The sequence below is a fragment of the Scandinavium sp. NPDC088450 genome (assembly GCF_044900545.1).
Classification (GTDB): Bacteria; Pseudomonadota; Gammaproteobacteria; order Enterobacterales; family Enterobacteriaceae; genus Scandinavium.
This window is the reverse complement of sequence record NZ_JBJDNI010000001.1, coordinates 146,050-160,028: the sequence shown is the minus strand read 5'-3', so window position 1 is coordinate 160,028 and position 13,979 is coordinate 146,050. Positions and strand designations below refer to the sequence as shown.

The 13,979-nt window shown below is 51.5% G+C and carries 11 protein-coding genes; 5 read left to right on the top strand and 6 right to left on the bottom strand.

From position 1 onward, the window contains the following. Positions 1-8: 8 nt before the first annotated feature. The gene (locus tag ACI2I2_RS00730; RefSeq protein WP_404656131.1) at positions 9-1,352 is read right to left on the bottom strand and encodes a VOC family protein; all 1,344 of its coding nucleotides are present in this window, start codon (positions 1,350-1,352) and stop codon (positions 9-11) included. Positions 1,353-1,604: 252 nt separating this feature from the next. On the opposite strand from ACI2I2_RS00730, the gene pcaH reads away from it, so the two are divergent. The 3 genes from pcaH to ACI2I2_RS00715 all read left to right on the top strand — a co-directional run bounded on the left by pcaH (position 1,605) and on the right by ACI2I2_RS00715 (position 4,048). Next, the gene (pcaH, locus tag ACI2I2_RS00725) at positions 1,605-2,345 is read left to right on the top strand and encodes a protocatechuate 3,4-dioxygenase subunit beta (RefSeq protein WP_404656130.1); all 741 of its coding nucleotides are present in this window, start codon (positions 1,605-1,607) and stop codon (positions 2,343-2,345) included. Beyond that, positions 2,342-2,962, top strand: a complete 621-nt coding sequence (pcaG, locus tag ACI2I2_RS00720; RefSeq protein WP_404656129.1) for a protocatechuate 3,4-dioxygenase subunit alpha — start codon at positions 2,342-2,344, stop codon at positions 2,960-2,962. The genes pcaH and pcaG overlap by 4 nt, the downstream gene beginning before the upstream one ends. A 159-nt stretch (positions 2,963-3,121) precedes the next feature. Next, positions 3,122-4,048 carry a LysR substrate-binding domain-containing protein gene (locus ACI2I2_RS00715; RefSeq protein WP_404656128.1) on the top strand — a complete coding sequence of 309 codons (927 nt, stop codon included), beginning with the start codon at positions 3,122-3,124 and terminating at the stop codon, positions 4,046-4,048. Between the two features lie 98 nt (positions 4,049-4,146). Here the strand turns inward: ACI2I2_RS00715 and cybB are convergent, their stop codons facing one another. The 3 genes from cybB to ACI2I2_RS00700 all read right to left on the bottom strand — a co-directional run bounded on the left by cybB (position 4,147) and on the right by ACI2I2_RS00700 (position 7,401). Continuing rightward, positions 4,147-4,677 (bottom strand): cytochrome b561, encoded by a 531-nt coding sequence (cybB, locus tag ACI2I2_RS00710; RefSeq protein ID WP_404656471.1) that lies wholly within the window; start codon positions 4,675-4,677, stop codon positions 4,147-4,149. 89 nt (positions 4,678-4,766) lie between these two features. Then, positions 4,767-6,896 (bottom strand): fimbria/pilus outer membrane usher protein, encoded by a 2,130-nt coding sequence (locus ACI2I2_RS00705; protein WP_404656127.1) that lies wholly within the window; start codon positions 6,894-6,896, stop codon positions 4,767-4,769. A 67-nt stretch (positions 6,897-6,963) separates the two neighbouring features. After that, positions 6,964-7,401 (bottom strand): DUF1090 family protein, encoded by a 438-nt coding sequence (locus tag ACI2I2_RS00700; protein ID WP_404656126.1) that lies wholly within the window; start codon positions 7,399-7,401, stop codon positions 6,964-6,966. A 519-nt stretch (positions 7,402-7,920) separates the two neighbouring features. On the opposite strand from ACI2I2_RS00700, the gene ACI2I2_RS00695 reads away from it, so the two are divergent. Next, positions 7,921-11,121 carry an Ig-like domain-containing protein gene (locus ACI2I2_RS00695; RefSeq protein WP_404656125.1) on the top strand — a complete coding sequence of 1,067 codons (3,201 nt, stop codon included), beginning with the start codon at positions 7,921-7,923 and terminating at the stop codon, positions 11,119-11,121. A gap of 179 nt (positions 11,122-11,300) precedes the next feature. After that, entirely contained in the window at positions 11,301-12,191 is an 891-nt protein-coding gene (locus tag ACI2I2_RS00690) for an alpha/beta hydrolase (protein ID WP_404656470.1), read from the top strand. A 37-nt stretch (positions 12,192-12,228) separates the two neighbouring features. On the opposite strand, the gene ACI2I2_RS00685 is transcribed toward ACI2I2_RS00690, so the two are convergent. After that, positions 12,229-13,383, bottom strand: coding sequence for an acyltransferase family protein (locus ACI2I2_RS00685; RefSeq protein ID WP_404656124.1), 1,155 nt, complete (start codon positions 13,381-13,383; stop codon positions 12,229-12,231). A 94-nt stretch (positions 13,384-13,477) separates the two neighbouring features. Next, positions 13,478-13,888, bottom strand: coding sequence for a GFA family protein (locus tag ACI2I2_RS00680; RefSeq protein ID WP_404656123.1), 411 nt, complete (start codon positions 13,886-13,888; stop codon positions 13,478-13,480). Between the last annotated feature and the right edge of the window lie 91 nt (positions 13,889-13,979).

Sequence of the window (13,979 nt, the reverse complement as noted above, 5' to 3'; positions counted from 1 at the left end):
TTCAGGTTTTACAGTAACCCGCAACGGCGTTTGCTGCGTTCCTCTGCGGCCTGGTAAAGCTGGAATTCGTCCAGCACCTCGCAGCCCAGCGCGGCTTCGAAGGTGGTTTTACTGGAATTTCCGTGGCTACGCGCCTGCGTTTCATTCCCCAGATTAGACTGGAAAATGCCCGCTGCGCTGACCGGCAGAAAATCTTCGTAGGTGATGGGCTGCGCAACCAGCCAGCCGCGTTCAATCAGTGGCTGCGGATCATCGCCCGGACGAAACGCCTGGCGATGGGCTTCTCCGGCTGGCGTCAGACGATAGCGGAAATAGGCCAATTCCTGACGGCGCAAAAACATCTCGCTGTCCGGGAAAGCCTTAAACATTTCAGCAAGATGGTGCTGATGGCTGAGGTTGTCTTTGCCAGTGCCCGCTTCTGTCAACAAAGAGTCATAAAGTGCGCGCCCTTTGGGGGTCAGCGCCACACCGCGCTGTTCAATTTCACCAAAGCGCGCCGAGTGCGTGCCGCGGTGTTCGCCTGCAAACAACACCGGCTCTTCCAAAGCTTTGAAACTGGTTTGACGCAGCAGAATCGGCACTTCGCGGCGCGGTGGGCCCTCAATCAGGATTTTCGGCTCAATGCCGTATTCCGGCATCAGTTGCTGCACACGGTCGATATCCAGCGTGCGCGGCGTCAGGTGATTGATGTGGCAACCGGGGAAGCACACCACATCCGCAATCAGCCGGTGTTCATTATGCAGCGCCTGATAAGTTTCCTGATCGACCGTGGCATGGCTGTGCCAGCGGAACGTTTCCAGCGCTTCCTTAACAAATTCTTTGCCCTCCGCCTCGCTCAAATCGCCCTGCACTTCGTGTTGCGCGATGAGATCCAGACAACGAGGGGTGAAAATTTCGCGTTTCGCCAGAATCGCCGCGGCTTTCTCGCGCAGTTCAACGTTTTCAATCAATTCCAGACGCAGCAGTGAAGTGAACACGCGGAAAGGATTGCGAGCCAGCGCGGCATCTTCCACCGGACGAAACGCGGTGGAATGCACCGGCACGCCGGCCTGAGAGAGATCGTAGTAGCTGACGGGGTACATCCCCATAATCGCAAACATTCGGCGCAGCGTGTTCAGCTCTTCGGCTGTGCCCACGCGGATTGCGCCATGACGCTCAACGTTAAGCCGCGACAGCTCATCGGCGTTCGCCAGTTGTTCATGTAAATGAGGATTATGCTCCAGGACGGCCAGGTTCACGTCCGCCACCAGTTCCAGCAGCGTGCCGTACTGCGGAACTTCCTGCTGGTACATCGCTGACATAGCCTGCGAAAAGTTTTCCCGAATCTCATCAGCCGTGATGGTGTTCGCCATGATGTCATGTCTCCAGTGAATATTACCTGGAGTGTACATAAGCCATTTGGCGTCGGGAGGAAGAATTTCTGAAGTGTGATCGCGGATAACCTCTGCGATTCCCCCCTCTTTTTGTGCAGACAATAACCTGTTGTTATGGAAAAAACCGTATAAATTCACTTTAAATTAACAATGTGATTACACACACTGCCAGGGGTCAATCCGGCATAACGCCAATACATAACAACAACACCCTCTTACCCGGAGCGCCCTATGACCGAAAAATGGACACCACGCGAAGTGGTGCATCGCGACTACAACAACCACCCGCCCGCTTTCGCACCAGGCTATAAAACCAGCGTTCTTCGCTCGCCACGCAATGCCCTTATTTCGCTGCAAAACTCGTTGTCTGAAATTACCGGCCCGGTGTTCAGCAGTGCCGATTTAGGCCCGTTAGACAACGACCTGATCATGAATTACGCCAAAGAAGGCTTGCCGATTGGCGAACGTATTATCGTCCATGGCTACGTGCGTGACGGCTTTGGCCGCCCCATGAAAAACACCCTGGTCGAAGTGTGGCAAGCCAACGCTGGCGGGCGTTATCGCCATAAGAAAGACCAGTATCTCGCCCCTATCGACCCCAATTTTGGCGGCTGCGGGCGAGTGCTGACCGATGAAAACGGCTACTACTTCTTCCGCACGATTAAGCCCGGCCCTTATCCGTGGCGTAATCAGGCCAGTGACTGGCGGCCTTCGCACATTCATTTCTCGCTTTCCGGTGAGGCTTTCGCTCAACGCTTAATTACCCAGATGTATTTCGAAGGCGACCCGCTGATCAGGCAATGTCCTATCGTCAAAACCATCAATAATGACGACGCCATCCGTACCCTGATTGCCGAGCTGGACACCCATGCCGCCGTGCCGCTGGATTGCCTGGCGTACCGTTTTGATTTGGTGCTGCGCGGCCATCGCGCCACGCTGTTTGAAAACCGCACACAGGGAGCTGCACGATGAAAGACTATTTAGCGGAAACCGCCTCGCAAACGGCCGGGCCCTATGTCCATATTGGCCTCGCTCCGGAAGCGGCGGGCTTTCACATTTTCGAGAAAAACTTCGGCCCGATTCTGGTAAACAGCCACACCGAAGGTGAGCGAATCACCCTTGAGGGGCGCGTTTTTGACGGTTCAGGCACCCCGGTGCGCGATGTGCTGCTGGAAATCTGGCAGGCTAACGCCAACGGACGCTACAACCATCCGGCGGATCAACAGGAAGAGAAAAAGCTCGACCAGGATTTTCGCGGCTGGGGACGTAGCTGTTCCGATTTTGACTCTGGCACCTGGCGCTTTGAAACCATCAAGCCGGGCACAGTTGTCGGGCGTGATGGACGCCTGATGGCTCCGCACGTCAATCTGTGGATTGTCGCTCGCGGCATCAATATTGGCCTGAACACCCGGATGTATTTCTCTGATGAGCAGGACGCAAACCAGCGCGACCCGGTGCTAAACCTGATTGAATGGGAAGTTCGCCGCCAGACTCTGATCGGTCAGCGTGAACAGCGCGGTAACGAAGTGGTGTATCGCTTTGATATTTATCTGCAAGGCGACAAAGAAACGGTCTTTTTCGACCTGTGATTGCCCTTCCGGCAGCGTCTGGCTGCCGGGATTTTACTGTGTATTCCATAACCACATGTCACTCAAACAGCTCATATGTTAATAATATTTTGCTAGCAAGTTATCAAAATTAAACAAGTTGTCTTGTAAACCGGTTTGTTCTGTCTTTAACATCCGGTTATGGAAAAAAACGGTCTCTTCAGTCAGCGCATTCGCTTGCGCCATTTGCATACCTTTGTCGCCGTCGCTCAACAGGGAACGCTGGGGCGCGCGGCGGAAACGCTCAATCTCAGCCAGCCTGCGCTGTCGAAAACCCTCAACGAACTGGAACAGCTTACCGGCACACGCCTCTTTGATCGCGGGCGTATGGGCGCTCAGCTCACGCTGGTTGGCGAGCAGTTTCTGACCCATGCGGTGAAAGTGCTGGATGCTCTGAATACCGCGGGGCAAGCGCTGAATCGCAAAGAAGGCATCAGCAATGATGTGGTGCGAATTGGCGCGCTGCCCACGGCGGCGTTGGGCATCCTGCCTGCGGTGATCGGTGAATTTCACAAACAGCAGAAAGATATCACCCTGCAAGTGGCGACCATGAATAACACCATGTTGCTGGCAGGCCTGAAATCCGGAGAGATTGATTTGGGCATTGGTCGGATGTCCGATCCGGAACTGATGAGCGGCCTGAACTATGAATTGCTGTTCCTGGAGTCGCTGAAGCTGGTGGTACGCCCTGATCACCCACTGTTGCAGGAGACGGTCACGCTCAGCAAAGTGATGGAGTGGCCGGTGGTGGTGTCGCCGAAAGGCACGGTTCCGCGTCAGAATGCGGAAGCGCTGCTGTTGAGCCAGGGCTGCAAAATGCCAGCAGGCTGCATTGAAACGCTCTCCGCATCGCTCTCTCGCCAATTAACGGTAGATTTCGACTACGTGTGGTTTGTGCCGTCTGGTGCGGTGAAAGATGATTTACGGCGCGGCACGCTGGCGGCGTTGCCTGTCACCACTCAGGTGGCGGGAGAGCCGATTGGTATTTTGACGCGGGTTGATACGCCGCTTTCGACGGGTGCGCAGACACTGTTGAGTGCCATTCGTAAATCGATGCCGGGGAGTTAACTGATCTCGCTGCTGGTGTTGTAGGCCCGGCAATCGCAGTGCCGCCGGGCATTAATTACCGGATGGCGCTAACGCTTATCCGGCCTACAAAAAATGCCCTACGGCTTCTTACGCGGCATCATGCGCAGCAGCGTGTTGTCCTTCCAGACATAGTGATGCAGCAACGCCGCCAGGGCGTGCAATCCAATCACGTAGTAGCCAATATTGGCCAGCAGGACGTGATATTCCTTCAGATTGTCCGCTAAATCGAAATTAGCCTCTGCCGCATGCGGCATGGTTATCCCGAAGGCAATCCACGGGTTTCCACGGTTGTAGATCATCACCAGACCGATAATCGGCAGAATAATGAACAGCAGATAAATCACCAGATGGCCTAAATGCGCCATGCCGGTCATCCATGGCTTGGGTTTAGGCAAAATCGGCGGCGACTTCTGTTTCAGCCGCACCAGCAGTCGAGCCACCATCAGCACCAGAATCGAAATGCCGCAGGAGACATGGACCATGTTGAAATACGGTCGATAGCTGCGTGGAAAAAATCCACGCAATTCCATTGCGCAATACGCGCCGATAACCAGCAGAAAGACCAGCCAGTGAATGCCAATCTGTAGGCTCGAGTATTTTTCTCGCATCATGATGTCCGCGTCAAAACTGTGAGAGAGTTAACATAGCGGCGTTGCCTTAAAAATTCATTAACTTTTCTGTATAGATTTTCAAACCGTCACTCCTGACGGTCTTTGTGTGCTGTGACCTTATCCGGTTGGAAATTCAGTCTAATAATTGCCCCTCGTGAAGGTATCGCCTTCTGAGCATCTTCGCTGAATGAGAGATTCGAGGGTAAATCGAAAGTATTCACGGTGATTTCATTCACACGCCAGGGATCCAGATAATTCACCAATAGTCTGCCCTGACGATCCGTTGTCGTTGCGTACTGGTTGTAAAAACTTACACCAGCGCGTCCACCGGCACTGACCAGCGCAACGGTGTCGCTCAACGATTGTCCTAAGGTTATGCCCTCAGAATCCAGCACCACGCTGCCGCTGGTGTCGAGGTGAAGATCTTGCTGTTTCCCGCTGTGTACCAGACTGATGTGGGTATCGCCGGCATTGTAGAGGTAACCCAGGTTTGCCGATAATCCGTCACTCTGGTGTTGGGTATGCTGAGCGGTTACGTCGTACGTCAGACTGTAATCTTTCAGCGCGGAGCCGTAGAGATCAACCCCATGACTGCTGTTCTCCCGGTTTGAGTAGTTACCCACATAACCCAGATTGGTGGAGTAACTTTCCCCGCTCAACGGAATGCTGATATTCACACCCATCGCAATTTCAGGCGGAAGATCTTCATCGTGGTTATGGCTGAGATAAACGCTCCCGTCGATATCCTGCCAGGAGCCGTTCAGGCTCAACGAGAACGAGTCGCTGTCAGAACTTTTTCCCCTTGCCGTGAGACTATCCCAGCTTAGGCTCACCGTGGAGTCTTCATTGATATCCATGTTGAACTCAAGATGGGTCGTCAACGCCCGTTGCGTCGTACTGTCACCCCAGCCATGGTCGAAGGCATAATCAGCATTCACTTTCTCTTCGAGTGAGCGGTACTGGCTGCCCGGCGGGTACCACTGTAACTGCGCGTTGAGGCTGGTTGACCAGTCGAAAAATTCTTTGGCATAGCGCAATCGCCCCACCTGCCCGCTTTGCTTCTTTCCCCCTACGGAATAAAACGCATGGCTGATATCACCGGAAAGCGCGCCCCAGGACCCAAGATTATCGCCCACGCCATAGACTTGAGCCAGGTAGTGGCTCCCTTGTTGAATACCGGAAAAAACGGAGGCAGAGGCCGTCACTCCTCGCGTAAACGAGGCTTGCCAAAACGGTGTTTTCTCTCTGGAGATCCCGTGCTCAGGCTGATAGCGTCCGGCAGCCAGCGCGTAGCTCGTGACCCCTTGTTGCTGCAGATTCGGCAAGGTTGAGTAAGGTAAGGTGCGCGTACGTTCCGTACCGTCACTCTCTTCCACCGTTAGCTCGAGCTCTCCCTGCTTATCCTGAGGGTAAAAGTCGGTGATGGAAAACGGGCCAGGGCGAACATGGATACGGTAGAACAGTTCGCCATTCTGGCGAATGCTGACCTCCGCCTGAGTTCGGGCAAACCCATTAATCACTGGACGATAAGAATGCTGAATGTCCGGATACATCGCTTCATCACTGGCCAATGCCATTCCCTGAAAGCTCATACCCTCAAAAAGATCTGATGACGTGGTGCCGTAGCCGAGGGTCATTTGTGAACGCAAACCGCGCAGGCTTCGCCAAAGTGAAAGATGATCGCTGTACTGCCCTGTCTGGCCGCTGCGTAGCCGCCAGAAAGTATTTCGATTTCTTAACCGCCATGCACCCAAGTTAAGGCCATTATTCAGCGTCAGGGTGCCGTCCGTCCCTGCGGTTTCCCAGGCATATTGAGCACGACCCTGGTTAGCATTTAAACGGTAATTGGTAAACCAGGCGTTGATACCATCGTCCCACCGATCGGGACTAGCCCCACCAGTCTGTGCCCGCATGTCTTTCTCAGCGACCTCTAGCACCAGGGTCTGGACATCAGGACGCCAATGTAGCCGCACACCGTAAAGCTTCGCAGTGGTCATCGTCATACAGCCTGCTCGATTCCACTGTAAATGGCGGATAAGCTTGCTTTTCAGGCCCCATGCCTGAAGTGACTCAGATGTCAGGCATGGATTATCACCGTCAAACGGTAGCGAAAGCGTTCCTTCATTCTGATTATTTACAAGCACACGAATGCCCGCAGTGGCCAGCGGAATAAATAAACAAAAATACAGTATTAATAATCTACAGATAAAATACATTGACCGAGGCTGCGAAAAAAAATGCCGGGCTCCGGCATTTTAATTACTAAGATTTAATCAGCAAATATCAGAGGCCCGCGCGGACCTGATCAATTTTTTGCTGCAGTTCGCGAATGTCATCCTGTTTACCCTGGATTTTTTTCTCGTACTTGGCAATCTTACTTGCTTTCCCTTTGGCCTGAGCATCGTTCAATTCTTTCTGGATTTGACCGATTTCTTTCTGCTTCGCAGCAATTTGCTTCTGCAGATCGTTAATTTTCTTCTGAGCCTGAGCCTGATCAGAATTGTTGTTATTGTTATTATTGCTGGCAGTGCAGGTTGCATTCAGTTGCGCCAACTGAGATTGCAGACGGCTCAGCTGCTGGCTGTTACCCTGACGCTGTGCGTTTTGAATCTGACCCTCAATGTTCGCACGCTGAGAAGCGCAGTTATTCTGAGAAGCCTGAGCGGAAGCAAAGAAGCCTACTGATGCCAAAATCGCCAGTGTTGCTACAACTTTTTTCATTTACTACTCCATTTAAAAAATACAGATCATGCTCTGGTTAATCGCGAGCAAGTTTTCAAAAACAAGAAGAGCTAAGAAACTAATTTTCTCAGCTCTGCGCTTGTTGTTCTAAATCGCTCCTCCCCCGAAAGGAATGAGCAAGAAAACTTTATAATATAATTTTAAACAAGAACACTAAATAAGGCGTTTTAAGTTATAAAAAACACCGGCATATAGGATCAATCCTAAATTAATTACTACCATTTAATTTAGCCTTCATTTAATAAAATTTAAAACTAACAATGTTCTTCGCTCTTTCTGAAGGAATGATTTTTTATTGAGCTATCCCCCACCACCAAACAAATAGAACAGCATCTTCCAAAAAATAAAAGGTTATTGTTTTTATTAACCAAGTCAATGTCAACCACACTGTTCCCCTGATTAATATATATATCCAACCAAAAATTGAGCATATATTATCTATGTAAGTTTAAAAATCTGCACGTTTTCTGTAAATGCCCTACGCTGCGAAAGGAATTTATGATGACTAAGAGAAATAATTTACCCATTACTGTAAGCTCAAACGATCATAAAAATGACGCTCAGGAGAGCGCGATAAATAACGAAAAGAATGTCGTACTGGCGTTGTTTTCCGAAACCACAGCGTCTGAGAATATCTCTCCGGCCGCTTCGTTAGATCCTATTATTGACAGTAATGGGCAGCAGCTCAAAGAAGGTGTCATTACCCGCGATCTGTCCCCGATTATCAGCGGTACCGGCGAGCCGGGGAATCAGATTGAAGTGACCATTTTGCCTCCCATGAGTATTTGGTACCACCATTACACTGTCACCGTTGACGTTAATGGCAACTGGACACTTCAGCCCCCTCTTTTCAATGGCGGTTTCGGCAATTATGAGCTGCATGTTTCCGCAGAAGATGCCAATGGGAAAAATGGTCACTATTTAGCGAATTTTGAACTCACCTACTTTGACCCCTCTCTTATAACGATGTCTCTCGATGCCGTAACGGATCAGGTTAATAATGGATTTAATAACTTTCACGGTGTCCTCAGCAACGATGCCACCACCAATGACGCAAGGCCGCTGATTGAAGGCTCGTGTTCAAAAGGTAATGTCAACATCAATATTTATGATAATGGTCACCTAATTGGCAGTGTTTATACTAACTACGCCCAAGCATGGTCATTTCAGCCTACAGAAGATTTAAGTGAAGGTGTCCACCATATCACCGCAGCATTCGAATGGCAGGGAACCGAGTATCAACAAACGGAACTATTTACCTTTAGCATCGATACCACACCGCCATCAGGCGAACTGATATCGGTCGTCGATCGTCATGGCGATAGTATTAGTCCCAACAGCGCTTCTTCCGAAACTTCACCCACCTTAACAGGGAAAGCAGACCCTGATTCGTCGGTGCATATTCACGTTTATGGTCCAGGCGGAAAGCCCTTATATTGGGCAGATGCGCAGATTGATGAGCAGGGTAACTGGCACTGGACTTCCCCTGCGGCCACTGAAATTGGCAGTTATACCTACGAAATAGCTATCTCCGATCCGACCGGTAATATCAGCTATGTCACGCCTGCCTATTCCTACACTTTGTATGATGCCAGTCTGCTGTTTCTGACAGTTGACACAGTGACAGATGCCATTCATCAATCGCCGAATGATTTTACCGGTCCTTTGACCACTGGAGACATCACTAATGATGCCAGGCCAGTGCTGGCAGGCACCACCAATGCGGGCTTTACCATAAATCTGTATGACAACGGCACTTTTATTGGCTCAAGCGTAGCCAATGCTCAAGGTGACTGGCAATTTAAGCCTTACACCGCGCTGACAGATGGCGTGCATCATTTAACCGCAACAGAGATCACTCCTACAGGCGAAAGTCTGCCTACCCAGCCCTTTACAATCACGGTAATGGCGACACCACCGAAAGGTGATCTGCTGGCGATTACCGATCACGATGGCGTGGTCATTGAATCGGGAGCAAAGACAGGGGATGCCAAACCTCAGCTCTCAGGTACGGCACCAGCAGGCAGTGAAATCCACATCCATGCCTTTGGCCCTAATGGGCGAGAGATGGACTCCGGCACGGCGTTTGCCGATGACGATGGGCAATGGGTATATCAGCCCAACCCCTTCCCCGGTTATGGTAAATACGCCTTTAACATCGCGATTATTGACAGCGTAGGGAACGTTTCCCGGCCAGAGACAAATTATGTGGTTGAGTATGGTGATGTTTCGCCCTTCCACTATTCGTTAGACGGTGTTGATGGCACCTATCGCGATGAGGGTGTCGGTCCATCCGGGCCTCTCAATGACGGAGACATCACAGACGATCTCCATCCGCTCATTTACGGCCAGTCTAATGCCGGCATGAAGATTAATGTTTACGATAATGGCCGTTTTTTGGGAACAACGTTTACCGGAGATAACGGCTATTGGTCATTGCACAATTATCCGGCCCTTGCAGAAGGTGAACATTCCATTACGGTATCAGCCGCTCCAGCACAAGGTGAAACACCGCGCACTGAACCGTTCCATTTTACCATTGACCGCAGCCTTGCTGAGGGCAGCATCGACGAGGTCACCACGCCGGATGGCGACGTCATCCAGCCCAATGGCAATACTTTGATGGCACAAACCTTCATTAGCGGTCATGTTGACCCCGGTACTGAAGTTCACCTGCATGTCTACAAAGACGGTAAGCAGTTGTATTGGGACAATGTGCCTACGGATCAGCAAGGAAACTGGCAGTACCAACCCGCTGAATTTACTGATTTCGGCAGATACAGTTTTTCACTTGCCCTGATCGGGGCCAACGGCATGGTCAGCAGACCAGAAACGCACTATGAAATCAGCTATTACGATCCCGCCACAGCTAGCCTTACGTTTGATTCGGTCTGGGATGATGTTGCTCTGGATGTCCCGCAATATGATTACAGCGGGGTTCTTGCTGAGGGTGACATCACCAACGATAGCTCTCCAACCCTTAAGGGAACGGCAAATGCCGGTGCTCAGGTTAACATCTATGATAATGGCACCCTGTCAGGCAGCACGCTGGCATCCGAGGAAGGGAATTGGTCATTCACCCCTGCCACTGCACTGACTGAAGGTTCACATAACCTCTCTGTCTCAGAGTCCACTCCGATAGGCGAATTTACATCGCCAACCGTGAGGAATATTGTGGTTGACACCTCTCCGGCAAACGGTGAAATCACGCAACTGGCCGATAAATCAGGCCACATCATCGCCCAGCATGAGGTGACTGATGAGACTCAACCGACTGTTTCAGGCTACGCCAATCCAGACAGTGAAGTGCACATCCATGTGAAGTTGGACGGTCATGAACTCTACTGGGAAGGTGTAACGACTGACAGTAAAGGCCAGTGGCACTGGCAGCCTGATACGCTAACGGAAACCGGAGAATACACATTCACGGTAGCCGTGGTCGCACCAGGCGGAAACCTCTATCGTTCACAAGAGAGCTGGCAGTTTGAGCTCAAAGCTGAATCACAGAACCCCTCACTGTCATCAAGCCAGCATTTGCTCCCAACGACGGAAGAGTCACTCCCGCCCGAACTGACCAACACCAGCCCACTTCACCAGATAGCCCCCTCTTCGTCTGCTCAGGATGGAGTGAACCACGATGTAGCATTGACCGCTCTGCATCTTCCTCTTTCCGCCGACGAGAGTTATATCGCGATGTAGCCACTCATGAGGCAGGCAGAGCTCAGGCTCTGCCTGTTTTGTCGTACAGTGGAGTCTTATACGCTTCACACTTTCCCTGCCAGACCTCGGTTCTCACCTCAACCTTGTGCTACAACTTCTTTTTACTCTCAAGGAGTCACGACATGAGCACATTCAACCCGGACGAACTGCTTCAACTCATGGCCGAAGCGTCACGTAAAGCCGCCAGTTTTACTGTCTGGCCGCAGGGAGAGGCACCCGGCGCCAAGCCAAGTGCGACGAAGTTTGTGCTGGAAGAACAGCACACTGGCCCATCTGCCTGGGATCGCGCTGTCACTGGCGTTCGTGCGCCGCAAATCACTGTGTATGCCCCGGCAGAACCAAATGGTATCGGTATTCTGGTTACGCCCGGCGGATCTTATCGCCGTGTGGTGCTGGATAAAGAAGGCAGTGCCCTGGCACCGTTTTTTAACGCGCGCGGTTATACCTTGTTTGTGATGACATATCGTTTACCCGGTGATGGGCACGAAGAAGGTGCCAATGCGCCGCTGGCTGATGTTCAGCGTGCAATGAGAACGCTGCGAGCCAGAGCAAAAGAGTGGCAGCTTGACCCGGACAAACTGGGTGTCATGGGGTTTTCTGCTGGCGGCCATATCGCCGCAAGCCTTGGCACACGTTACGAAGAACCCGCCTATGTTCCGTTCGATGAGACAGACACTCTTTCCGCTCGCCCGGCGTTTATGGCGCTGGTGTACCCTGTCATTACGATGGTGTTCGATAACAGTCATCCCGGTTCACGGGAAGAGTTAATGGGCACAACTCCCAGCGAGCAACAGATCAGCCACTATTCGCTCGAACAACGCACCAGCTTGACCACTCCACCCACTTTTTTGCTGCATGCCGTCGACGATCCTGCGGTAAAAGTGGAGAACAGCGTGGTGATGTTCACTGCACTGCGCCAGCTTGGTGTGCCTGTGGAAATGCATTTATTTGAACAAGGGAAACACGGCTTCGGCATTCGGGATGCACAAGGATTGCCGGTTTCAGTGTGGCCTGAATTAATGATGAACTGGATCGAAACGAAAGTCTGAAAGCCAGGGCATAAGCTCAGTCTTATGCCCTGCTTTTTCAGGAGAGGTTAAGCGCCTTTTCGCTGGCGGCGCGATTTTTGATAATACGTTTACCCAGGGCAATGCCCCGCATTTCGATGTAACGGTGAAGCAATGTGGCGAGCAAATAAACGATGGGCAGGCAAATCCCCACGGTTAATAAATAACGGGATCCGCTCGAATGCTGCGCAATATGAAAATGGTTCAGCAGGAAGGCAATAACCGGCATCACAATCAGCAGATGCAGCAAATACACGGAATAAGAAACATCGCCCAGCCAGGTGAACAGACGATGACTCAGCAACCAACGCGGTACACTGAAGACTTTGGCCACAATGCCCGGCTGTTGATAGCGCCACAGCACGCCCGTCATGCCGACAATCATTAACGCTTCAAAGAAAATCTGCACGGAATCCATACGAATGTTCATGATGGCGCTCACGGCAGGGGCAAGCAGCGCCAGTACGATGAACAGCAAACGACGTTGTCTTACTGCTTCAGCCATTAGCATCCCGGCGATAAACATATGCAATTTAATCAGGATCATCGAAGGCATCGGAAACGCCTCGTACATGCCTGGCAGCAAATAGCGCCCTAATGCCACCAGCCCCATCAACACCACCAGCGTCGTCGCAAAACCCCAACGCATTGTCAGCAGCATGATGAACGGGAACAACAGGTAAAACTGCATTTCCAACCCGATACTCCAGTCTGGCAGCGCAGTGTTATAAGCATACTGCGGCAAATCGCCGAAGATAAACGTCACGTGGGTGAGCAAATTCATGAAAGAGATATCGCTGTAGCGCGACGTTTCGGTCACGGTGGAGGGAAAAGCCTCACCAATAATCTGGCGCATCTCGCCCATAAAATGTCCGCTGACAAGCGCGATAAACAGCATCACGTAATACAGCGGCGCGATGCGGAAATAACGTCGCATCCAGAAGGTTTTGATGGTGTGCCAGGCACGCCACGGCTCTTTGTCCTGACGTTCAATATAGTTTTTGGCCATCAGGTAGCCGGACAGCAAAATAAACAAATCGACGCCGAGTTTCGGCACCGCGATTATCGGGATTTTGCAGTTGACCAACAGGGCGATATGCCCAAGAAAGACCCACAGCGATGCGACCCCGCGCATGCCTTCTAATTCCGGAGACCAGTTTTTTGCTATTGCCATAATCACCTCGTTAAAAGGGGATCATAGCAATATGCTCGCTACGTTAAGTCCGAATGTCGCGGTGGTTAAGGCTTTTCAGATTAACGCCAGCCCCTTATTTCACGGGGTGATAACGCAATATCCCTGCCGTCCCCCCACCGCCATCGGAGGGATGGTTCACGCCATCCGCGACCGTGACTTCGTGGAAATCAAACGGAGATACGCCTTCAATACAAGCCACATTGACGCCAAACTGGTTGGGATTCGAACGGCGCTGATGGAAGGTGTAAATCCCGCAGACAGAACAGAAATAATGCGCCGCGGTGTGAGTGTTGAAGCGGTATTCCGTAAGCTTGTCTTTGCCTTGCGTAACGGTTATCCCAGACAATGGGGCAGAAACGACAACCGCCCCACGCATCCGACAAAAAGAACAGTTGCAGCGTCTGATGGTGTTGAATCCATCCGCCAGTTCAACGGTAAACTTCACTGATCCGCAGTGGCACTGGGCATTTACTTTTTCAGTCACGGGCAAACCTCGACATTTTCAGGTGAGCCCTAATTTGTAGCACAGCGTTTGTTTTTTTGCCGGGTGGCTGATTGCCGGTTGGCGCTGACGC